The organism is Algibacter sp. L1A34, assembly GCF_009796805.1.
Lineage (GTDB): Bacteria > Bacteroidota > Bacteroidia > Flavobacteriales > Flavobacteriaceae > Algibacter.
Window position 1 is genome coordinate 3,727,549 of record NZ_CP047029.1, and the last position, 23,649, is coordinate 3,751,197.

At 31.0% G+C, this 23,649-nt stretch carries 21 protein-coding genes; 3 read left to right on the forward strand and 18 right to left on the reverse strand.

Features of this window, described 5'->3' with window-relative positions:
• Nucleotides 1–32: 32 nt before the first annotated feature.
• The gene (locus tag GQR97_RS15760; RefSeq protein ID WP_158850121.1) at nucleotides 33–722 is read right to left on the reverse strand and encodes an ABC transporter ATP-binding protein; all 690 of its coding nucleotides are present in this window, start codon (nucleotides 720–722) and stop codon (nucleotides 33–35) included.
• A gap of 34 nt (nucleotides 723–756) precedes the next feature.
• On the opposite strand from GQR97_RS15760, the gene GQR97_RS15765 reads away from it, so the two are divergent.
• On the forward strand, nucleotides 757–1,494 hold the full coding sequence (locus GQR97_RS15765) for an arylesterase (RefSeq protein WP_158850123.1): 738 nt from the start codon (nucleotides 757–759) through the stop codon (nucleotides 1,492–1,494).
• Nucleotides 1,495–1,521: 27 nt separating this feature from the next.
• Here GQR97_RS15765 and GQR97_RS15770 read toward each other — a convergent pair whose 3' ends face one another.
• The 14 genes from GQR97_RS15770 to GQR97_RS15835 all read right to left on the reverse strand — a co-directional run bounded on the left by GQR97_RS15770 (nucleotide 1,522) and on the right by GQR97_RS15835 (nucleotide 17,409).
• The gene (locus GQR97_RS15770; protein ID WP_158850125.1) at nucleotides 1,522–1,698 is read right to left on the reverse strand and encodes an adenylosuccinate synthetase; all 177 of its coding nucleotides are present in this window, start codon (nucleotides 1,696–1,698) and stop codon (nucleotides 1,522–1,524) included.
• Between the two features lie 222 nt (nucleotides 1,699–1,920).
• Entirely contained in the window at nucleotides 1,921–2,889 is a 969-nt protein-coding gene (locus GQR97_RS15775; RefSeq protein WP_158850127.1) for a phosphotransferase, read from the reverse strand.
• A 3-nt stretch (nucleotides 2,890–2,892) separates the two neighbouring features.
• Entirely contained in the window at nucleotides 2,893–3,876 is a 984-nt protein-coding gene (locus tag GQR97_RS15780; protein ID WP_158850129.1) for a nucleoside hydrolase, read from the reverse strand.
• A 410-nt stretch (nucleotides 3,877–4,286) separates the two neighbouring features.
• The gene (locus GQR97_RS15785) at nucleotides 4,287–5,633 is read right to left on the reverse strand and encodes a DNA cytosine methyltransferase (RefSeq protein WP_158850131.1); all 1,347 of its coding nucleotides are present in this window, start codon (nucleotides 5,631–5,633) and stop codon (nucleotides 4,287–4,289) included.
• Entirely contained in the window at nucleotides 5,630–6,433 is an 804-nt protein-coding gene (locus GQR97_RS15790) for a hypothetical protein (RefSeq protein ID WP_158850133.1), read from the reverse strand. Before GQR97_RS15790 ends, GQR97_RS15785 begins: the two co-directional genes overlap by 4 nt.
• A 2-nt stretch (nucleotides 6,434–6,435) precedes the next feature.
• A complete protein-coding gene (locus tag GQR97_RS15795; RefSeq protein WP_158850135.1) occupies nucleotides 6,436–7,626 on the reverse strand; it encodes a hypothetical protein in 1,191 nt (396 codons plus the stop codon).
• Nucleotides 7,627–7,841: 215 nt separating this feature from the next.
• The gene (locus GQR97_RS15800; protein ID WP_074935884.1) at nucleotides 7,842–8,591 is read right to left on the reverse strand and encodes a LytR/AlgR family response regulator transcription factor; all 750 of its coding nucleotides are present in this window, start codon (nucleotides 8,589–8,591) and stop codon (nucleotides 7,842–7,844) included.
• A gap of 7 nt (nucleotides 8,592–8,598) precedes the next feature.
• Nucleotides 8,599–11,634 carry a two-component regulator propeller domain-containing protein gene (locus tag GQR97_RS15805; RefSeq protein WP_158850137.1) on the reverse strand — a complete coding sequence of 1,012 codons (3,036 nt, stop codon included), beginning with the start codon at nucleotides 11,632–11,634 and terminating at the stop codon, nucleotides 8,599–8,601.
• A gap of 187 nt (nucleotides 11,635–11,821) precedes the next feature.
• Entirely contained in the window at nucleotides 11,822–12,184 is a 363-nt protein-coding gene (locus GQR97_RS15810) for a hypothetical protein (RefSeq protein ID WP_158850139.1), read from the reverse strand.
• A 32-nt stretch (nucleotides 12,185–12,216) separates the two neighbouring features.
• Nucleotides 12,217–13,242, reverse strand: coding sequence for a hypothetical protein (locus GQR97_RS15815; protein WP_158850141.1), 1,026 nt, complete (start codon nucleotides 13,240–13,242; stop codon nucleotides 12,217–12,219).
• A 10-nt stretch (nucleotides 13,243–13,252) separates the two neighbouring features.
• Nucleotides 13,253–14,161 carry an SH3 domain-containing protein gene (locus GQR97_RS15820; RefSeq protein ID WP_158850143.1) on the reverse strand — a complete coding sequence of 303 codons (909 nt, stop codon included), beginning with the start codon at nucleotides 14,159–14,161 and terminating at the stop codon, nucleotides 13,253–13,255.
• A 24-nt stretch (nucleotides 14,162–14,185) separates the two neighbouring features.
• Nucleotides 14,186–14,761: a hypothetical protein gene (locus tag GQR97_RS15825; RefSeq protein ID WP_158850145.1), complete on the reverse strand. Its 576-nt coding sequence runs from the start codon at nucleotides 14,759–14,761 to the stop codon at nucleotides 14,186–14,188.
• Nucleotides 14,762–15,052: 291 nt separating this feature from the next.
• Nucleotides 15,053–15,259: a hypothetical protein gene (locus GQR97_RS15830; protein ID WP_158850147.1), complete on the reverse strand. Its 207-nt coding sequence runs from the start codon at nucleotides 15,257–15,259 to the stop codon at nucleotides 15,053–15,055.
• Nucleotides 15,256–17,409, reverse strand: a complete 2,154-nt coding sequence (locus GQR97_RS15835) for a VIT and vWA domain-containing protein (RefSeq protein WP_158850149.1) — start codon at nucleotides 17,407–17,409, stop codon at nucleotides 15,256–15,258. Before GQR97_RS15835 ends, GQR97_RS15830 begins: the two co-directional genes overlap by 4 nt.
• A gap of 805 nt (nucleotides 17,410–18,214) precedes the next feature.
• On the opposite strand from GQR97_RS15835, the gene GQR97_RS15840 reads away from it, so the two are divergent.
• Both GQR97_RS15840 and GQR97_RS15845 read left to right on the forward strand, forming a co-directional pair.
• On the forward strand, nucleotides 18,215–19,513 hold the full coding sequence (locus GQR97_RS15840; protein ID WP_158850151.1) for a hypothetical protein: 1,299 nt from the start codon (nucleotides 18,215–18,217) through the stop codon (nucleotides 19,511–19,513).
• 539 nt (nucleotides 19,514–20,052) lie between these two features.
• Entirely contained in the window at nucleotides 20,053–20,910 is an 858-nt protein-coding gene (locus GQR97_RS15845) for an outer membrane beta-barrel protein (RefSeq protein ID WP_158850153.1), read from the forward strand.
• A 108-nt stretch (nucleotides 20,911–21,018) separates the two neighbouring features.
• Here the strand turns inward: GQR97_RS15845 and GQR97_RS15850 are convergent, their stop codons facing one another.
• The 3 genes from GQR97_RS15850 to GQR97_RS15860 form a co-directional block, all read right to left on the reverse strand.
• The gene (locus tag GQR97_RS15850) at nucleotides 21,019–22,338 is read right to left on the reverse strand and encodes an ATP-binding protein (RefSeq protein WP_158850155.1); all 1,320 of its coding nucleotides are present in this window, start codon (nucleotides 22,336–22,338) and stop codon (nucleotides 21,019–21,021) included.
• A gap of 291 nt (nucleotides 22,339–22,629) precedes the next feature.
• Nucleotides 22,630–22,701: a hypothetical protein gene (locus GQR97_RS19985; protein WP_158851863.1), complete on the reverse strand. Its 72-nt coding sequence runs from the start codon at nucleotides 22,699–22,701 to the stop codon at nucleotides 22,630–22,632.
• Nucleotides 22,702–22,773: 72 nt separating this feature from the next.
• Nucleotides 22,774–23,640 carry a phospholipase A gene (locus GQR97_RS15860; protein WP_158850157.1) on the reverse strand — a complete coding sequence of 289 codons (867 nt, stop codon included), beginning with the start codon at nucleotides 23,638–23,640 and terminating at the stop codon, nucleotides 22,774–22,776.
• Nucleotides 23,641–23,649 lie beyond the last annotated feature (9 nt).

The following is a 23,649-nucleotide window of genomic DNA, read 5'->3' on the forward strand; positions in this document are numbered from 1 at the left end:
TTGAAAATTTGCTTTTGTATTGATATTGCTCATTAAATAGTGCTTGTTTTTTCGTTAGAAATAATCTTTCCGCCTTTTAATCTTAAAATTTGTTGTGTACGGTTTGCCAAATCTAAATCGTGTGTAATAATGACTAAAGTGGTACCAGCTTCTTTGTTCAATTCAAAAAGTAATTGAATTACCTTTTCGCCTGTTTCTTCATCTAAATTCCCGGTAGGTTCGTCGGCAAATAAAATAGAAGGTTTGTTAGAAAATGCACGTGCTAAAGCCACACGTTGTTGCTCTCCTCCAGATAATTGCGATGGATAATGATGTAAACGATCTCCCAAACCTACTTTTTCTAATAAGGCTATACCAAATTTAGCCGTATTCTTTTCACCTTGTAATTCTAAAGGCACAATCACATTTTCTAAAGCGGTTAATGTGGGTAATAATTGAAAATTTTGAAAAATAAAACCTACTTCCTGGTTTCGTAATGCCGCACGTTCATCTTCATTTAAATCTTCCAAAGCCGTTCCGCATAATTCTATAGTTCCTGAAGTTGGATAATCTAAACCAGCACACAAACCTAGTAATGTTGTTTTTCCGCTTCCGGAAGGCCCAACAATAGAAAACACGCTGCCTTTTTCTACTTCAAAAGAGATATTACTAATCACTGTTAATTTTTTAGAACCACTTGTATAAGTCTTCTCTAAATCATTAATCTTTAATATATTTGACATTATTCTTATTTAAGATTTTCACTAAAACGTACTGATGTTGAAAAATAGACAATTGATAATAAATAGCAACAATAGAATTCAAAAGGTTTTCTTAAAATTTTGTTGTCTTTATGTGCTTGTATTCGTGTTCTCATGCAAATCTGATGCTTCTAAAGACACAACCACTTTAGATGAAACTACTACTCAAAACGAAACCAAAAGCACTGAAAATAGTAATTCTAAGAAAATCATCTTTTTTGGAGATAGTTTAACCGCAGGCTATGGCTTAGAAGATGTTAACGATGCCTTTCCTGCCCTAATACAAAGTAAAATAGATTCTTTACAGCTAGATTATACTATTGTGAATTCTGGTATTAGTGGTGAAACAACTTCGGGTGGAAAAAATAGAATTGATTGGGTTTTAAATGAAGAGCCTAGTATTTTTATTTTAGAATTAGGCGCTAATGATGGTTTACGCGGTGTGCCTTTAGATCAATCTAAAGCTAATTTACAAGCTATTATTGATGCTGTTAAAAAGAAATACCCAGATACTAAAATTGTTTTAGCAGGTATGCAAATACCACCTAATATGGGGCAAGACTATACCTCAGAATTTAAAAATATGTTTCCTGCATTAGCTGAAGAAAACAACTTGTATTTAGTTCCTTTTTTATTAGAAGATGTTGGCGGTATTGAGTCTTTAAATCAATCTGATGGTATTCATCCTACAAAAGAAGGTCATAAAATATTGGCTAAGAATGTTTGGGATGTTTTACAGCCAATTCTTAAATAATAAACCACTTTTTTTAATCATTTAAAACTATTTTTTATCCTTACGTTTCTTTCTCCAAAGTATACAAAAGAAAACTGCTAAAACGGGTAAAATAATAAACACAATCAACTCAAACGGATCCGATAAATCTAATGGTTGGTTGTCGTCGGGGTTTGGCGTTCCCATGGGTAATTGTAAAATCAATATATTAAATAGTGCTAGCATATTTTTAAGGGTTTTACCCCAATTTATGAATTTAAAAACGGCTAACCAATCTAAAAGCTAACTAACTTTGTTAAGAGATTATAAGTTCCTGAAAAAGTTATTATCTCTTAATATTTTATAAATTGAATATTCTGTACAAGGACTAAAGTTTTTTCAAATACGCGATTCTCAGCGAACGACAAAATTTGATGTTTTTACTGAAAAAATAAAATCTTGGTGTTGCTACTTCAAAATAAGCGTTCGTGCCATTTCTAAAAGCAACTTTTTTTCTTCAATAGATCTTTTTAAAGGCAATTGCGCCAAACCAATTAATCTGCGCATAATTTCTATTCCCGCAACTTGGGCAAGCAAATTGGCGTTCAAGGTTTTAGGATATCTATTTTTTATGGTTTCTAAACAATCGATGTTCATGGTGATCATAATAGTATGTGCGGCCATAACGCCAATATCAAATTCTGCAAAACCCATAAAACTGAATTCCGGATCAATGACATAGGTATGGTTTTCCTTCGTCATCCAACTTCCAGGATAATAATCGCCATGCAAAAGTGTATCGCCTTTAGATAAGTATTGTTCGCCAACCTTTGCAATCTCTGTTTTTAAAGCGGCATCATGTCTGTAAATTAAAGCCAATTCCTGAAGTCCGTTTTGAATGGTATCTAAATGAAAATCGCTATCCTTTAAAAAAGGCAAAACAAATATGTGCTGATGGTTAAGCAAACGCAAGTCCATATTTTCAGGATATGCTGTAGGTTTAGATTTATGAATTTCCGCAGCAATGTCTATAAGTTCATGCAGTTGCGAGCTGTCCATCGTTCTATCCTCATAGAGATACGACATATCTTTGCAGTCGCCTAAATCTTCCAGAATAAGCAAATAATTATCTGCGTTATAAGCCAGTATTTTAGGAATATGTGGCGCAATAACCTTATTAGTAACCGCTTTGTAAAACTGAAATTCTACATCGATACGCTCAATAGGTGCTGTAATATCTTGATATTTCTGAACAAACGGACGCGATTGTTTTACAATAAACGACCGCGTATTGGTACGGATTCTAAGCACCACATTCATGTTGCCCTCACCCGGTTTTTCTATAGAAAGAATACGTTCTTGTTTTAGGACTAAAAACCCCATGGTATTTAAACACATTTCAAAATCTAAAATGGAACTATTAACATCTAAATACATAGGTTATTTTTTATTTAAGCTTTGCCAGAAATCTGTTTTCATAAGGTCTACCTCTATTTTGGTATGGATGTTTATTAAACGTGGTGTGTTTTCTGGAGGCGTTAAAAAGGTTTCAATCTTCGATAATTCCGGATGTGCGAGTGCTTCAATAATAGCAACATCCCACATAATCCAGCTTTTCTTTTCCGGATCGTCTTTGGTCCACCAACGCTCGTACGTGTCCCATCGGTTTATTAAATAATCGGCAATACCGCCTTTGTTTTTTAATTGCGCATCCACTTCTGCTTTAGTAAACACCAAGTGTTGGCTGGTTGTTGCCGTCATGATACTTAAATCGAGATCTTTAGTATTTAGAAGAATATCCACCGCTTTGGGGTCGTTGCCTGTATTGAATTCCTTTTTATTATACGCGTTGGTTTCCACGGTATGCCAAAAACCAAGATAATGCACTTTTAGTTTGTCTATAATCGATGGATCTTCTAAAATAGCACTCGCCACATTGGTGCTCGATCCTAAAATAACCACGTTCAACTTTTCGCCAGCGGGTAATTTATGCGCCATTTTAACAATGAAGTTTGATGCCGGAGAACTCGCTGGTTCTGTACTATTGGTTATCGGTACATTGCTTCCCAGTGGTAACGGAATGCTGTAATTCCCCATTAAGTTCAGTATCTTTTCGTTAATATCTTGGCTTTCTTGTACGGTGTTTTCGGTTGCTAATGGCGATGTATGAAATTGTGCCGAAGTAATCCCCAAAATATTAAAATTCGGTTCTTTAATAGCTCTAACTATAGCATAAAGATCGTCGACTTCATTGGCGGTATCGGCATCAATAATGATGGGTAAACGCGTGTCTTTTACCTGTGCGCCTGCTGTAACCTGAGTAAAAACAGAAACTAAAAGTATTAATTGAAACAAAGAAACGTAAATTCCTTTATTGAAATTTACGCTCTTAAATATATTGAGTTTATGATGTTGTTGTTGCATGTAGACTTTCTATAATTGCTGAAATAATTTGTATTTACAAAAGTACAAACTATACGATTGATGCAGCCTTTGGTCGCAGAAAGTGATGGAACATTACTTGGTTGGGGAATGGGTTGTTTTTAATTCTTTTTTTTATTGGAAAATGTTAGTGATATTGAGTATTCAAATCAATCTGAAGGTATTCATCCAACAAAAGAAGGTCATAAAAATATTGGGTAAGAATGTTCAGGAGGGTGTTGTTAAATAGAGAAGGCTGTTATCTAATTACCTGTATGTCGACAGTTATGTTAGTTACTCAAGTTAATATTTAAATCAAAAAAAATTAAGAATTATTTCTGGCAATTCATTTTAGTACAAAATTAATCTCAACCATTTTTTATCAAAAAAAACTTAAATTTTGGTAGCACAATTTATATTGAAATTATTTCTTCTTTATTAATATTATTATTTGGTACTATATCGATATGAATATCTTCTGCAACAATCAACTCTCTAGCAATCAATTCAACAACATGTGCATTAACGGCATTACCAAGAGCTCCAAAGCAACTTCCTAGATTCTCAGGTAATTTAATTCCGTTTAAAGATTGTATACGAGCACCTTCTGTTGGAGTTATATATCTATATTCCCAACTAATAATTGGTATTTGTGTACTTACAGTAACTAATGAAGGAAAGAAATCTGTTTTTTTAACTCTAACACCTGAACCTCTAAATTGTATTATATATTTAGATAAATCTCTCTCTCCCCCTTGGACATTCCATTCAAATTTTTGCCAACTAGATACACCTAATTCATTAATTTTTTTCACAATTGGATGCAATTCTGCTTTATACTTTTCATAAAAAGCTCTATTACTTCTTATATAATGTTTTTTCCAATTAGGAAACGGAATAGGTTTTCCTGTTTTTTTATGTAATTGATTTTTCTTTGCATAATTAGGTAAATTATTAAATTTTTCTTCTCTAGTCATACCTTTGAGAGGTACACCAAATTTCCCTTTACTTTTACCTAAAGCAATAGAAGAAGTTCTAAATGGTATTTCATATTCAAAAGGATAAGTTGCTCCAAATTCCATACTCCAAATAGGAAAACCAGGTAAACTATCTTCTAAGGGAATTTTATCAATAAATTCCTGCCACAATTTAATAACTGAAATTTTTTCATCTTCAAGTTTGGTTGCATCAGATGGATTTACATCTAAAAAATTTAATATTGAATCAGTTGATTCTGATGGTTCTGGCCAATTAAAATGTTGTAAATTAGTTCTAGAACCTATAATAAATATTCTTTCTCTATGTTGTGGGATTCCGTAATTATGTGGGGATAAAATTTTATCGTCAATTATGTATCCAAGTTTGTTCTCTAGCTTATCTTTAATGTATTTCCATGTATTAAAATCATCATGACTTTTTAGATTCCTAACATTTTCTAAAATAAAATATTCAGGTTTGTGATAATCAATGATTTCTACTAATTTATCAAATAAATTTCCATTTTTTTCATCGTCAAGTCCCATTTGGTCTCCAGCTTTGGAAAATGGTTGGCAAGGGAATCCTGCACAAAGAATATCAAATTCAGGTATATTAGGTATATCAACTTTTGTTATATCACGGTTTACGCCAATATTAAAGTTTTCTTCATATAACTTAGCCAAATATTCTTTTTTTTCACTAGCGAAAACACACTCATGTCCAAGTCTTTCAAGTGCTATATGAAATCCTCCTAAACCAGCAAATAAATCTATAAATCTCATATTCCAGTTGCTAATTTAGTCTCACACCAAGTTTTTACATCTTTTCTTAAATCTTCATTTACATCTTTTTCATATAAAAAATTATAGATTCTAAGTCTATCAAGGAGCATTCCAAATGTTGAAGCATTTTTTTCCCATTTCTTTTTTTCAACATAATCAACAGTTGATATCGATTGAATAATATTTTCTCTATACCATGAGAGATATCTATCCCATCTATTCATTATTATAGGTTTTTTTGCTGTCCAATGCTTACCTGCTGCACATTGTAGTAAAACATATAAATTAGAACCTCTATTGTCATTAAAAGATTTATAGCCAACAACATCTACACCATCATCTTTATAGTTTGAATCGGCTCTTTCTCCTCTCATTTCGTTACAAAGTTTGGATACTTCATTTAAATTATCATTAAAGCCCATTGCCACAGGAAAACCTAAAGTAAATATTTCTCCATTTATAAAATTTTTTAAAGCTTCTCCTGATATTCTTTCAAATAAATTGGTTCCACCTGAATTATCATTAGCTCCATTGAAAGCATAGAATAAGCATAAAAAATATTCGGGTATTTCATCCCAAGAAAAATTAGGAATTATCCTGTTATTAGAAATAGTATAAATAGGTTTTTTATATAAATTAGCTCTTGACTCTAAGACACTTATCCATTCATCAACAATAGTTTCGTCTTCTCCACTTAAACTACAAATTAATGATTTACTTAATGGTCTTTTATCTTTAAGTAAATTTAATTCTAACCACTCAATTTCTCGACCAGTTTTAAAACCAATATATTGTGACATTATTATAGCAGATTAGATTTTAAAACTGTAATTAACTCTTCTAATTCAGAAACTTGTTTAATTAGTTCTTCGTCATTTTTATACTTATAAGCAAATTGTAAAGATGTTTGCATTGCTTTACTTGCATCGTTTAATTTTTTAGAAAGATAAACTCGTTCTCCATTAGTTCTATCAAAAGCTCCGTCAATATCTTTATGTTGAATTAAAAAATCAACAGCTTCTTGCTTTTTTACAATATGACTTAATGTACTTGTTATTTTTCTTGAATCTGTTAAAACTGGTTGTTCATTGGTGTTTATATTACCATAAATCCAAGTCAAAACATTTTTAAAATTATCGTATTTATCTGAAGTAATTAATTCAGAATCTAAATCAACTTTAGAGTAAGCTTCTACTCCTAAATACTCTCTTATTGAGGCTGAATTATAAGCAACTGTTAATAGTGAAAATTTATTGATGATTGGTCTTACATTAAAATCCAAACTATCTCGAGCTTCTAAAAATAATTTATAAGTAATGTATTGTTTTCTTAATTTATCAGATCTATCGCCTACTACTTTTTGGACTTGTTTAATTGAATCAGAAATAGAAAGTCCTTTTTCAAGTTCTTGCTCAATTACACTTGCTGTATATGCTGCTTGTGCAAAAGCTTCCCATTTTAGTAAACCAGCAATATGTCTAACTCCAAGATAAGAAGATACATCTTCTCTTTTTTCATATATAATACAAGGTATATTCGAAATATCTTGTATTATTGATCCATTTTCTGTTTTTGGATAAAACTTATCAATTCCTAATTTATTTCTTAAACTGAAATCTGTTATTAATTTTATTGCAGATGTTCTTCTATTTCCTTCAACTACTGTGAATCGAATTTCATCGTTATCAACTAAACCTTTTATAGCAGTAGCTAAATCATCAGGATTAGTATAATTTGAAAAAGAAAAATCAGAAGGTATTTTATTAGGTACAACAATAATTGGCTCTTCATCAAAATATCCATTTTCCACCAAAGACATAGCAACTGCCTCAGTGTCAAAATTTTCGTATAAAACTGATATTAAATCAAATTGAGAAGCCTCATCAGGTTTTTCTAAATAGGGAACTAAACGAGGGTTCTTTTTATCAACTTCAATTAATTCTATTTTAATATCTAATTGTGGTCTTCTATTACCTTTACCTGCGAAAGTCATTTATAACATTGTTTTAAACAAATATAAATATAATATCTAATTAAGAAGCTATTCCATGCATATTTCACTTTGCTACTATTATTTAATGGAAATTATTACATTCAAAAAAAAATATAATAGGGTCTTATTATTTATTTTATTAAAAGATTTAAAACCTTAAAAGGGTAGTAATTTTAGAATTAAACGTCTTACTTTTCTACAATAAAACACTTCACTCACCTATGCATCGTATCTAAAATCTCAATAATCTCTGTTTTCTTTCGAACAGAAACTGGAACATTTTCGCCATTTTTCAGCATTAAATAACCGCCATCAGATTTTATGTATTCACTAACATAATCTAAATTAACCAAGTGACTTTGGTGAATTCTGATAAAACTGTAGCTTTTAAGCATATCTGCAAAATACTTCAATGTTTTAGTTACAAACACCTTACGCTTGTCTTGAAGATGAAAAATGGTGTTATTACTATCAGATTCACAACGAATAATATCATCTAAACTCACAATAATAATTTTATCTAGTGTGTGTAACGATATTTTATCTGGCTTTTGTTCTGGAGCAGAAAGTGTTTCTTTTAAAATGGTTAATCGTTCCTTATTAGGTTGTATTTGCTTTTTAGCACGATCTACAGCCAAATCCAATTCCTCGTAAGCGTACGGCTTTAAAACATAATCTATAGCCGCAAATTTAAAGGCTCTAATAGCAAACTCATCACTGGCTGTTACAAAGATAATTTTCGATTTTAAATCTGGAAAAATCTCTAGAATATCAAAACCAGTTCCATCGCCTAACATAATATCTAAAAATAGAATATCGGGTTGTTTCTTACGTAAAACCTTTGCTGCTTCTACAACACTTTGTGCGGTGGCAATAATTTCAACTTCGGGATGCCTGGTTTCTAAATCGCTTTTTAAAAGCTGTAAAGCATCAATCATGTCTTCTACAATAATGGCTGTAAGCATAGGTTCTCTAATAATCTGTTAATAAAGGAATTTTAAAGGTAATATTTGTTCCGCCAATAGTACCGTCATCATTTTTAATTTCGGTAATCTGCAGTGCATTTTCGCCCGAAATGGATGTTAAACGCTCTTTTGTAACAGTAAGCGCCATAGATTGGTGGTCTGTTTTTATTTTTGTTTCCTGAGATTTAAAAATACCAATACCATTATCGATTACTGTACAATGCAAATAATGTTCGGTAGTATTAAATTCAATTTGAAGCACTCCTGCTTTGTTACCTTTTAAAATACCATGGCGAATTGCGTTTTCTACAAAGGGCTGAATTAACATGGGTGGCACAAGAATTTCTTCTGGATCGAGTTCGCAGTTACTAGTAATTGTAAACGTAAACGGTTTGGCTGCCATTAACTGCTCTACAGTAATATAATGGCGTATGGTTTTAATTTCTTGACCTAAAGTAATTTGGTCTTTTCTGGAGTTATTTAGCGTTTCTCTAAGTAAGGTTGCAAAACTATTTATTGTGGCATTCATTTTATCTGGTTTGTTAATGGCCATGGCCTTTATACCATTCAAAACATTGAAGATAAAATGTGGATTCATTTGCAATTGCAACGCCTTATGCTCTAGAGTAAGCAGATCGTTTTTTATTTGCAATTGTGCTTTATCAGCTTTGTTTTTTAATCTTATTCTTCTAATGTATAGCCAACCTAAAACTAATAAAAGCAATAGAGCAAAGCCTATTACAGCCCATTGAAATGCTGCTTTTTTGTACAAAGGCGTATCGATGAAAAAGTTGAATTTTATGGGTGCGCTTTCCTCCCATCTGTAATTTCGAGATTGCACAGAAAATTGATGTGCTCCATAAGCCAAACCAGCAAAATTCTGTTTATTTTCTTTAGTCCACGGGCTCCACGCGTTTTGGTTTAATTTAGACCGATATTCTATTTGATTGGGGTGGTCGATATCCACGCTTCTATAGGCAAAACTTAATTGGGTTTGGGTTGGGGTTAAGTTTAGAACTTTGTTTGTATTAGTCCAAGCCTTTAGGTTTATAGTATCGACACTTTTATAAGCAACTTGCACATCTTTAAAATAGATTTCGGGTTTTAAAGTACTTTTGCTAGCAGCACTTGGTATGTATTCGGTTAAGCCATACAGCGCACCAAACCAAAGGTGACCTTTTTCATCTTTATCTACGGCATTTAAACAAGTTTCTATACCTAGAAAACCATCGTTTCTTCCAAAATGATAGATGTCTTCAATATCACTATCTTGGTTTAATTGAATTTTATCTACACCGCGTTCTGTGCCTGCCCATAAATAACCTTGATTATCAAATATTAATTGATATATATTTTCTGAAGACATTTTTTTCGCTCCTTTTAAAGGTTTAAAAATTGGAGTGTTATCGCTAATTTCTGAAACCCAAATACCTTTTCCGGCTGTTCCTAGAAACAATTTATCTTGATGAAACAACAACGTTCTTATAGCCGTTTGCTGGTTTAAAACGGCTCCTAAAGCTGTTTGTTTGCCATCTTGAATATAACCTAAAAGACCTGTTTGTGTGGCGTACCATAATCTGTTTTGGTTATCTAATGCGATGTCTTTTATGTATAAATCGGTGATGCCAGATTTTTTACCATATCTTTTTTTGATAACTAAACTATCCCTTTCATTATCGTAATTAAACTGTATAATACCACTAGAATAAGTTGCTGCCCACATGGTGTTTTGGCCTTTAACAAGCTTACGAATCCAATCGAATGGAAATCCGTTTTCGGTATTTAGAACCTTGTTTTTAATTACTGTTTTGGTGAATACTTTTGTAACAACGTTTAAAGAATCGCTATAATCGGGAACTAAACTATCTACTGTTTTGGTGGTTCTTAAAAGTACACCATTACCGTCGGATCCGGCCCAAATATTTCCATAATCGTCACTAGTTATGGTCTTTATTTTTATATTCGAAAACCCTTTAATTTTAGGAATATGATGAATACCTAGCGTATCTATTTGTGTTAAACCAGCTTCGGAACTCGATATCCAAAGGCTATTTTTTGCATGATGTACAGCATAAATACGATTGCCTTTTAAGCCCGACGATGCATCGAAATGTTGAAAATTATTTTGGAAATATTTATAAAAACCACCACCAGATGTGGCGATCCATATATTAGATTGTCTATCGGTAAAGGTTTTTCTAATATGAGAAACCGAAAGCCCTTTGGATTTGTTTATGTTTCTTTTTTCGGCATAATTTTGGGTATCTATAATGGTGATGCCATCATTATCTGTTGCCACCCATAATTCATTTTTATTATGAATTTCCATGGAATTAATACCAAGTGGTTCTCGTAATAAAATAGGTGCTTCATTACCTTTTGGATCTAGTATTAAAATACCATCTCTATAAGTTGCTGCAAATATTTTATGGTTATTATAAGCTACAGATTTGAAATTGTTTTCTTCAATTTTTTCTATTTGGATGCCCGTGCCCTCCAGCTTATTTGTTTTCCAAAGTCCGGTGTTAGTTGCTATCCAATAAAACGTACCATCGAAAACAATAGCATTTACTATACTGGAATCAATGTCTGTGTTTATGCTTAGTTTTTTTAGTTTTTCAGTATTAGAATAACTGTAAATACCTTGTGCTGTGCCTAAATAAAGGCCGTTTTCTGATTTATAAAAATGATTGACTTGCGGAGATTTATAATTTGAAAATTTATTTTTTACTTTAATGGATAATCCGAGATTTGTTCCAATATATAGGCTATCATTACTCGTGTATAACGCATGAATATAATTGGAAAGCAGTCCATCATTCTCGTTCCAAACAGAAAAATTGGTGCCATCAAAATTACAGAGTCCGCCTCCTTGTGTGCCTAACCATAAGTAACCAATTTCATCTTGAACAATATCGTATACTTGAGATTGTGGTAAACCATCTTCTATGGAATACGATCGTAATTGACTGTTTTGCGCGCTAATTATGGAGCTTACAAAAAGTAGGAATAAAAGAAAATATGTAGTGTGTTTTTTGCTCAAATGATGTTTTGTTTTCTAGCGTTTTTTAAATTACAATAATTAGGTTAAAAGTTATATTGGATAAGAGTTGCAATTTCGGTTAAATATAAACTTTTTTTAGATTTACTCTCTTCCATTTAGGTATTAAACCCTCATTCATTTTTAACTGAATTGGTAAATACTTCTCTAGTTTCCAATTTTATTCAAATTAATAATTTCGTTTTTGTTGAAAAGTAAACGGACTTCTAATATATGCTGCAAATATGGTAGCCATAACAATTAGAATTGCAACTTCATACGGTTTTCCTTTGTACATATGAATAAAGACAATAAGCGTCATGTAAGATGCTAAAAGTATGGTTCCGATTACAATCGTTCTGTTATACAAAAATAAAGCAGTTGCTATTAATAGAAATATACCTGTAATAATGAGTATGGCATTATTTGAAACAATTTTATTCATTTCACTAGAATGCAATATTTTATCTAAAGCGTTAGGTATAAAAAATAACGTTATTATTACTGACGGTAACCATATTAATATGGTTGTAAATATTTTTTTTGGGTCCATTTTTTTTATAATTTTTAAAAGTGAATTGTATTTTATATTGTTTGGTATAAACTAGTATCGTTTATTGCTGTGTTTCTATATTCTGTTGCATCATCTTTCTGTAAAATGGGCTGTAATACACAAAGCACTGTTGTTTTTCCTTTAATAAGAAGTTTGTTGCCATGGATTTCACTTTTCCAACGGTATTTTTCTATAGGAATATTTAGGTGATATAAAATAGTTGCCATTTCTGAAGACTCGGAAACCCAATCCATAATAGCGTCTCTATCAATAAGTTCTGGAATTTCTGCTTTATCATTAAAAGTAAACTCCCATTCTACAGGAATATTAAATTTATAGCTATAAATACCTCCTAAACCTGTTTCTTTTCTTGTTTTTAATGCTGTAAACCAATCTATTTCTACATCAGGATAGCTCGCTTTAAAATCTTTTGAAAGTGCTGCTGGACCTGGAGATTCGGCTGTTGGATAATAACCATAATAAGGTTTTGCTAAATAGTGTCCTGCATATTTACCTCCAAATACATTAAAATATGAAGACGCAATTATTTTTGGTGATTCTACTGTTGTAAAGACTTGTTTTAATGCCTGTAAAAGCACTTTATTCTCTCCTAAACCACAAGAATGAAAAACAATTTGCGTGGTATTATTAACACCCGATTTTAAAATCGGAATATCATTTTTGAATTCAGATAAGGTTTCTACCGTAATACGTTCACCTTTTCTTGTTGTTTTTAAAGACATGCCTAACCAAGGATTACTATGGCTTACAATGTGAATTTTATCGTATGTTTTACCAGCAGTTTTATTAAGAAAGCTAATGATTTCTTCTATTGAAAATAAATGATCTACAACCTGTATATCTTGTGCTTCAAAATAGTGTTTTGCATTGGTGTAATACGTGTTGTCACCTTCATCAAAGCCTGCAATAAAAACAATAGATTCTGTCTGTTCTGTAAATTCTATAGGCAAAGCAAGTGCCGTTTCCGGTGTTTGCGAAAACGGCTTCTTGCAGCCTAATATTAGAATTAAAAAGATTAATATTGGATATAGTTTCATTAATACTTTTTTAGAAATTAATAGGATTTAAATGCTCACTAGCTACTAAATCTTCCGTGCTTTCTGGCGTATCCTCAACTTTAACTAATTTGTATCCATTCCATTTATACTCACTAATAATTAGTTTTTTATCTTCCTTAGCGGTTTCATTTTTAGCTATTGTTTTAAAATCTGTAATAAAAGTCTCTAAAACCAATCTGCTTTTTACGCCTTCCATATCCGATGGAAAAACGAAGGATTCTGTTTTACTGTAAGATGTATCGCAGTGATCTATTAAACTGGCTACGTTTGTAAATTTTCCGTTATTCCAAAAAATGTACATTTTGCCTTTATTTTCATTTCCTTCGGTAGCAGGAATATCAAGAGCGATAATATCTTCAACATTAAACAACCCTTTGTTTCCAATATTTTTCATTCCTAAAGCTTTAGATTGATGTCCGTTGAAAACAATTTTATCTATTTGAACACCGTTTTTAAAAGCTCGTAATTGATGTTTTTGTTCAATTTCGCCTGCTTCATTTACGGTAGCGCTTTCAAAGCCATAAGCAAATTTTACGTTGTGGCTTGCTTCACTCCCAAAGGTTTTTTGAGCTATTAAACCGCCCCAAACCCAGCCAGAGTCGTTACCAATACTTACGCGATACCAGTTGCTTTTAATACCATCTAAGGTATCTTCACGTTCACTTTTTTCTTCTATAACCATTTTGGTTCCAATAGGTAATAATGCTACTGCCTTTCCCTTTATAGATGGATTTTCACGTAAGTAAACGTGGTCTGCAAGTAAATATTCATAAGTTACTTTGCTTACCGTGGTACTTGGTGTTGCTGTTGCGAAATTTACTTGTGGTTCTGTTTGGCCAAACATGGTTGACATTGCTACTAGGCATAATCCTAGGATACTGTTTTGTACATTTTTCATTTTGAATAAATTTAAAGATTAATATTAATTATTGTCAATGCCTGAATAGGCTACTGATTCGTTGTCGTTAAAGTCATCATCATTCCACGCAAAACTCTGTAGAATTTTAAGATCTTTAATAGTGTGTTTTTCTGTAAAGCTGACCTCTGTTTTAAGTATTATGGCTTCTTTACCAAGTTTTTGTACTGGGAATATATATTGAACTTCTGTTGTTGTATTCTCGCAAAATTCGTTTTCTATATATGGTAATGAAATAGAATCGTTAGTATCTGTTATCATGTAATAATGAGTTTCGGCATGGTAGCAACATGTGCTATAATTGATGTCTACTTTTATAATTTCATTAATGTTATCCAGATTAGGATTGGTTAATAATGTAATAGTAACATCTTCAAAAAGATCAAGATCTAGAATGCTTAAAGTTGCTACTTTCATAGAAGCATCATCTGTTGCTACAATATCGAACAGCGCTGTAGCATATTCTTGTTGCTTGGTGTCCATTCTATTTGCAACTTTATATTTACTGGTTACTGTAAATTCTTGCGCGTTTGTAAACTGAAAACTGATTAATGTGATTAAAAGAATAATTAGATTTTTCATGGTATATATATTAGGTTGTTATATTTCTATACCTCAAAATTAAGGGAGAACTAAGGGTTTATTTGGTCGCTTCTAGTATCCGTTAGCTATAAACTAGAATTCGTTAATTATTGATCGTTTATACTTATTTCGATCGTTATTTATCATCATTTTACTAGGTCTATAAAAAGAAAACCTGCAAAGTTTTTAAGCCTTACAGGTTCTTCTGGTTTTTGAAATTATGGGGTGATAACGGTTTTATTCTCTATTCAGAATAACAACTTCAATTAAAAAAAATCAATCGTTAAACTATTATTCTACAAATTCCTCATATTGATATTCTAAATCAAGGTTACAATCTGCTTTTGTGTTTTGTTGTTTAAAATTATTCACACTATCTCGGATTTGTACAGGTTTATCATTTGAATAAAAATCAATGTAATCACATCTTACTAAAATCATATAAATATTTAACGCGATACATGATACAACTGCTATTTTTAAAACGGTTTTTATCATCTTTTTAAGGTTAAAGTTATACTTCTATTCACATTTAATGTTTTTACAGATAAACCCGTAAACTCTTTAAAAACAGATGAAGCATAAACCCAGGTGCCATGATCTAGAACTTCAATTTCTGTAATTTCACCTTCAGCGTTAAACTTTATACGCAGGCTATCATATTGTTTTAAGTATTTGGTTACTAAAGTTGTGTATAATGCTTTAAATTCCATCTTAATTTTTCTTTTATTGGTTTTCAATAGGTTTTCATTGATTGTTATAGAAAAAGACTTCTTAAACGTAGTTTTTTTAGAGACTTCTGCTTCTGCTCCAACAGCCGAATTATTAACGTTTTTAGGCATTGGAAGCGGTTGTTTTATTGTTTTTAATGTGCCATCCTCGTTAACAATAGTTTCATCTACAGCTACAAAAGAAGTGTAATTGGTTACTAGATTGTATTTTATTCCTAAGTCTATAACATCTTGCTTGACATCATCCGAAAACAACTTATTATAATCGTCTAGTTCTTCAATTTTTTTTCTTGCCCATAAATAGCGTAAAGCTTTGTTTTTAGCGCTTACATTCTTAGAAGAGACCTTGAATTCTTGTTTAAATTTTTTCTTACCCTGGTAACCAGTAATTATAATACTTCCTTCTGGTTTACCATGGTATTTTCCATAAACAAGCACAGGTCTAGCAGCAAAAACATCTGGAATGCTACTTGGAGCCATATTGTAAATTTCAAACCCTTTGGCTTTAAGTTTCACTTGTGTTAATAAAGGGGTTTCTATATAATTTTTAAAAGCTTTTGCTGTTTCTAAAGCTTCAGTTTTTGAGGTGGCTATAAAAGATTCGCTATTCGATACTTTTGCCATACCTTCTATTAAATATCGATTTACACTAGAGCCTATACCAAAAGTGAACACATTGGCTTGGTCTAAATTGTTTTTAATAAGCTCGAAAGCTTCTTTTTCTACACTTACATAACCATCTGTTATTACAACCATAGAACGCGCGCTGCTTAAGTCTTTTCTTGGTAATTTATAAGCTAATTTTAATGCGCTAAGCAACTCTGTACCGCCTCCGCCTTGTCCTTCAGAAAGAAAAAGAATAGCAGCTTCTATGTTTTTTTCATTGACTTCTACTGAATTTGTACTGAAAACAGTAGAGCTAGAAGCAAACAGCTGAACGTTAAAAGTATCTGTAGCTCTAAGATCGCAAAGTAAATTTCTCATGAGTTCTTTTGAAACTTCTAAAGGATAACCGTTCATAGACCCCGAAACATCAACAATAAAAAGGTATTCTCTAGATGGAATATCTTTAAAATTAACTTTGTTTGTTGGTTCCATTTGTAGCGCAAAGAAGTTCTCATCGCCATGTTCATATAACAATAAACCAGATTGTATACTGTTGCCACGAAGGTTATAGTCTAAAATAAAATCTCTGTTCCCAGGTTTTTTATTACTTTTTGATAAAAATATTTCGGCTGTTTTTGGATCTGGATAATTAATATTTACTTGGTGGCTGCTGCTATTTATATTTTGAATAATCATGCCAGCATTTAGTGCCACTTTAATATCATAATCAAAAGTACTTGCCGTTCCTTTTGAAGTATATGGCGAATTAAAAGCAGCTTCTGAATGTTCGCTTTCTCCTGTAAATCTTGGACCAACTACTGCTGGAGCTACAAATTGATAAGTACCGTTTAAAGGCACTAACATTTCAGTATAATAAATAGCAATAGTAATTTCATCGTTAGGCATTATATTCCCCACATTCATTTGGAAAACATTAGGTCGCTTTTGGTCTAGTTTTGCAGCTCGTTTTCCTTCTTTTACAGCCGTTTCATATACTTTTTGAGCTTCTTGTTTCTCAAAAATTTTAGCGTTTATAATACGATTGCCAACCGTCATCTGCATTTTATGAACTGCGGCTTGAGTAGACAACGGAAAAACATATTTAGCCTCTATGGGAATTTCGCCTTTATTTTGATAGACTTGAGTAAGCTTAACATGAGCTATAGTCCCCGAAATTTCGACTTCTGTTTTAGATGATTTTAAAGGAATTAAAGCGTCTTTAGTTGATACTGATAAATATGGACTATCGTTATTTTGTGCGAAACCTAAAGAGATGGAACAAAAAAGGAAGAGTGTAACTAAGTATTTCATGGTTTTATTTTTTAGATTGTTGTTATTTATACATCAAATCTAAAAGAGAAGCCATGCTAATCTGAGTGGGTTTTAGAATTCGTTGGGGTTAATCTAGAATTCGTAGTATCGTTATATATTGAAAAAATGATTTATCAAAATTTTGATATTATATCGATCGAGAAGGCGAAAAAAATGTAATTATTAAGAAAGTGTTTTTAGATATATTTAATTTCGAACTTTTAAAAAAAAATCTGCTGTAGAGCTAGCTACTCACTTATAAATACTAACGTCATTTGGTTGCTATGTCATAGAGCATAGTTGTTCTAATACCCTTATCTACTTATTAAAGTAATACTTCACTTATTAATGTGTTATATAGCTCTTAATAAATAGGTTAGTGTTGTTTTATTTTGATAATAAAATAACATAAAAACTTAATTATCAATATATTAAACGTCTATATATAAACTATAAGTTTAATTTCTATGTATTTATTAAGTTTTTTTAAATGACCGTTTATCTATTAATCTTTTTAAATGACCGTTTATCTATTCAACTTTTTTAATAACCGTTCAGCTTTTTTTATAAGCAATTCTCAAGAATTTAAAATATTTTTGTATCAGTTAATAATAAATATAAAATTGAAAATGTGACTTATCGAATTTAAAAGTGTCTTATTAATAGAACAACTTTTAAATTTCTCTCTAATTATTACGCTTAAAAATTTTATCATTAGGCCCTCAAATTATGATAAAGTTGTTTTCTAGATTAATTCTGATTTTGGCATTAATCTTGATTATGTTGTAATGAATAAATAAAAACTATGAAAAACTTAACCCAAAAAGCATTAATACTTATAACTCTGTTATTCGTTGGCTCTATCTATGCGCAGCAAGAAAAAGGAATAATCGGTACTGATAATTGGCTTAGTTATTGGACAGATTTTAAACCAAAAACAAATGATTATGGTCAGCCTAGTCAAATTTTAACTGGTAACATTACTGAAGATACTAGGTTAACTAAAAGAGAAACTTATTTATTAGTAGGAAATGTTTTTGTAACAGGAAACGCAACACTTACTATAGAGCCAGGTACTATTATAATGGGAGACTCTAAATCTAATGGTTCTCTAATTATTAGTAAAGGATCAACTTTAATAGCTGAAGGTCTAGAAACAGACCCTATTGTTTTTACGTCAAGTAAAGACATTAAGAAAAGTGGCGATTGGGGTGGATTATTTATTCTTGGTGATGCTCCTATTAATCAAATGGGTGGTGTATCTAATGTAAAATATGGTTTTCAACAAGTATCCAATCAAAATGCTCTTTATGGAGGAAAAAATGCTAGAAGTAATTCAGGTGTTTTGAAATATGTAAGAATAGAGTACGCAGGAAAAAGAACTAAGGATAATGGTTATTTTAGCGGTATTACTCTAGCTGGTGTAGGAAGCGAAACTATATTCGAAAACGTTATGGTGACTTACTGTAAAGGAAATTCTTTTAACGTTATTGGAGGAGTTGTTAATTTAGATAAAATGGTTTCTTATAGAAGTAATGGTAATGATTTTGACTTTAATTATGGTACGCAATGTAACATAACAAACTCTTTAGCTATTCGTTCTCCTTATGTTTCAGGTTCAGAAGAATCTAGATCTATGTCTATTTCATCTTATAACAAAAAAGAAGAAGTAGATTATTCAAAAAAATCTACATTGGTTACTGCTGAGAATATGTCGATAATTAATTTAAGTGGCGATTTAGCTTCAGCTATTGAAATAGGCTTAGTAAAAGAAGGTATCTATATTGCTAAAGATGCTTCTTTAGATATGCGTAAAAGTGTTATTTCTGGATTTAATCCAGCTGTAATATTAGATAATGAAATTGTGTTATCTACTGAGAACTTGAATAAGCTAAAGTTTAGTGAAATGTATTTCAATAACAGTAATGGAAATATTTTTGTAAAAAATAACCCTAACAATGAAGATTTAGAGAACTGGTACGGTAGCAGCTCATTCTTTAATGTGTATTCTAAAGGTTCAGATTCTGAAACATTCATTGATTCTGAAGACATAAACAATCTTGATTTTAGATTGAAAATTGATAAAATTATAGCTTCAAATTAATATTGGGTTTATAGTTTACATAGTTTGAAGATTGGTTATCTTCTTAAATAAAAAAAGTGATACTATCTATTAATAGAAGTATCACTTTTTTTATATGCCAAATTCTGCAATATTCTATGCTCTTTAGGCTTCCCTCCTACTCGATCACATAAAAGAACTCCATTATTAATGTAGAATAAACTTTAATTACCCAACGAAAGTATGCTATAGAATACTTTGTTAATCGGTTATCTCAATTTTAAAATTATGCATAGATGTAACGGTATAAAGATATTTTAAATTACTCATTACTAAGCTACACCAATTCAGAGAAGAATAGTTAATAAAATTAACAGAATGAATTATCTATTTGGCTTGATAATCTTTATATTTAATACATCTAACTAATCTTATAAAAAAAGTATATTTGCCAGCGATTGTAAATTATGGCATTATTAAACAACTTCTAAGTATTTATATAAATGAGTACTTTTTAGATTAATGTCAAAATCATAATCTTCAATCATTTTTTGTGAATTTTTTAATCTAAATTATACATTATGAAACATTCAATCATAGTATTTACAGCCTTTTTAATAAGCGCAATGTCTTATGGGCAATTCCAAATTTCGGCTAGTGGTGGCTATGCTATAGGTAGTGCTGGAATGAAATTAGGAGAAACCGTTTCTTTAAGTGAAACAGAAAACTCGTATGGCAGTTATGGTGAAGGTTTAAATGCACAATTAAGAGGAACTTATTTCTTCAACGATACTTTTGGTTTAGATTTAAGTCTTGGATATCTGCACGGTTCTGATCAAACAGTATCCAAAGTAAATGTTCCAGGTACCGAAATTGATGCTGTTGCAAGAGCTCGAGCTTATGGAGCCGCCTTATCTTTAGTTTATAAATTTAACAAAAACACTTATGCACGTTTAGGTGCTTTAGGTAAATTAGGTGGTAAAACAGAAGCTGTTGTGTATAGAAAAGCTACTTTTACAGACGCGGAACGTGCTGAAAATGGTCTACCGTCAGGTTCTTATTCTGAAACTAATTATGTAGAGGATTATCATGGTCATTTTCCTTTAGGAGTTGTTGCTGCTCTTGGGTATGAGTTTGAATTGGATACAAACTTTAGCCTTTTTGTTGAAGCTGAATATTACGGAATTAGTTTAAAACGTAAAGATTCTGAAATTACAGAGTTTAATTCCGATATTTTTACGGGAGATGGTACTCTTGTAGCAACTTACACCTTAGATAACTTGCCAGAAGGAACTGATAAAATTACAACTTACGTTGATAATCTTTCTAATACTAATACAGATACATCAAAAGAATTAGCTGTAAAAGTGCCATATTCTTCATTCGGAATTAATTTTGGTATTATTTATAAATTTAAAGGTTCTAGTAAAAAACAATAATTTTATAAAAGCCAATACTGGTTAAATAATAAAACCTATCAAAACTAATGTTTTGATAGGTTTTTGTTTTTAAAATAGTGGAATTAAATTAATAAGCCACTTCTTTTTTTATTTTTTTAAGAGCGTAAAATAAAACGTAGTACCAACCCCCTCTTCGCTTTCTAACCAAACGGAACCCTTATAAAACATAATGATTTTTTTAACAATAGAAAGACCAATTCCCGAAGAAGAACCTGTGCTTTCTAATTTTGTAAAGACTTTAAATATTCTTTCAAAATAATCCGATTTAATTCCAACACCATTATCTTTTACAAAAAACTCAAAAAACTCGTCGTTTTCAATAAATCCAACTTCAATTATGCCTTTTTCTTTATCATTATAATTTATCGCATTTTGGATTAAATTTTGAAAAACTTGCTTAAATCTCCATGTATTCCCATATAAACTTGGTAAGTTTTTTTGAACTCTAATGTTTATGCTATCTGGAATTAAAATGGTTTGTAAAATCTCGTCGATAATTAAATTAAAATTAACTAATGAGTCTTGCGATTCTGATTTATCTATAGTTGAATAATCGAAAATTCCTTTTATCAAAAAATCCATTTTTTCGACATTAAACAATACTTGATTCAAAGGATTCAAGGCCGCTTCACCCAAAGTTTCCTTATGGTCGTCCATAAACCAACCTATCAAGGTGTGAATATTTATTAGCGGTGCTTTTAGATCATGAGATACAACATGAGCATATTCATTTAATTCCTGATTTTGAAGAGATAAATCTTTTAATAATTCTTCTTTCTTCTTTTCCTGAACTTTTATTCGCTCTTCATTCTCTTTCCTTTGAATAACGTTTACCAGCATGTTTGCAAAAACAAAAAGAATTTCTTTTTCATTATCGTTATATTTATTTATTTTTTTAACCGAATCGAAACCAATAAACCCTATTAATTCGTTGTTTTTTATTTTAGGTATGGTGATCAAGCTTTTAATGCCTTGAGGCTCTAAAATGGCACGTAAACCAAACTCACCATCCTCTGGCAGCAAACTAACATCTTCCACATAAAAAGCTTCTCCTTTTTTGTGTGCATCTAGCCATTGTGTAACATAATCTAAAGGTATGTTTTGTAAGTGATCTATTTCGGGTTCTATCCCTTCTGTACACCATTCATAGGTGTTAGATGTGGTGTTGTTTCCAAAATCGTAAGAAAAAATATAACTTCTATCAGATTCTACAAATTCCCCAATTTGCTTTAAGGATTCTCTAATAAGTTTATCAATATCTGATAGGTCAGAATTAATATATGTTGTAGAAATACTAATTAATAAACTCTGAAAGCGTAGTTGTCGTTCAATGATTTTATCTTTCTCCAACTGTTTAAAATCATTTTCTGAAAGTTTATTTACATTATCTATGTGTTGTTTTTCCATTTGACTTTTAGAGATTTAAAATGAAACGTAGTTCCTTTCCGAAATATACTACTTACATTCTTCTTACAAAAATTAAGGTTAAAAAAAATTATTTGTAAGAGTGTTAACTATATTTATTATAACAATAATTTTATCTTTTTCTATGCTTTCACCTAAATACTTAAAGATAACAAAGCAACTTTCATTCAGGTTTGAAGATATAAAAAAACCTGCGAAGCGAACTTCACAGGTTATATGTAATCCTTTAGAATAGATTACCTATTTATTTATTTATTTCCTAATGCTATCTTATTATTTCTGAATTCTAACACTATTATTTCCGTAATCTGCAATATAGATAGTACCATCGTTATCTACTACCATTTCGGCAGATTCGTTAAAGCAAAACCGTATTATTTTAATTTATGAATAAAAAAAACTACTAATTTTAAATCATTATCTTTTTTTATTCCCTCTTTTTAAAATATTGAGTTCATCTGTTTTAATAACATAACCAAAACGAACCATAGAGTTAAAATCTTCGTAATTAATAAGGCTTTCTGCTTGCCCTAAATACCATTCCAACATTAAATATTGGTTAGATTTACCTTTAAAAGGATGATAATATAATCGAGTACGTAGCATGCCTTTCATATTCCACTGTAATCCTTTCTTTAAAGCCATTTCAAGGCTAAACTTATCGTTGTAAAAATCATGAGATAGGGTTAATTCTCCTAAACCTACATAATCTATCAACTCAGGGTTACCACTCTTGTATCCATAAGGTATCCAGCCTTTTAAACTCAATATCGTTTTAGGACCAATAGCTGTACTATATTTAAGACTAACTCTGTTCCAACTTCTAGAAAAAATACTATCTCTACCGTTAGATTCATGCTCAAATTCTAGCGTACCAATACCTTTAAGCCTATCGTTCTTATCAAAAAATGCTCGCCCAAAACCAATTGTAGGATTAAAATTAATTTCCTTAAAAGGATAAGATTCTTTAAAAACATCCCAAAAAGACTTTTGACTATAACTAAAAAAAATGTAAGTATCCCAAGGCAAAGTATTTCGGCTTATCATTTGTTTAAAACTAACCTGATATTTTACATTGGCCGTATTACTGTTTATATCCATATTAGTCGGCACACCAATAATAAAATAATTATCTTTATGAATACTAAAACCAGGCAGTTGTTTCATGGTATCCCGAACGGCTTCACGAGTTAAACCTTGGCCATTTACTCGATTACAAAACAGACACATTACGTTTAATATAAGTATTAACGAGATGGAAATAGAAGGCTTATATTTATACATGTTATTAGT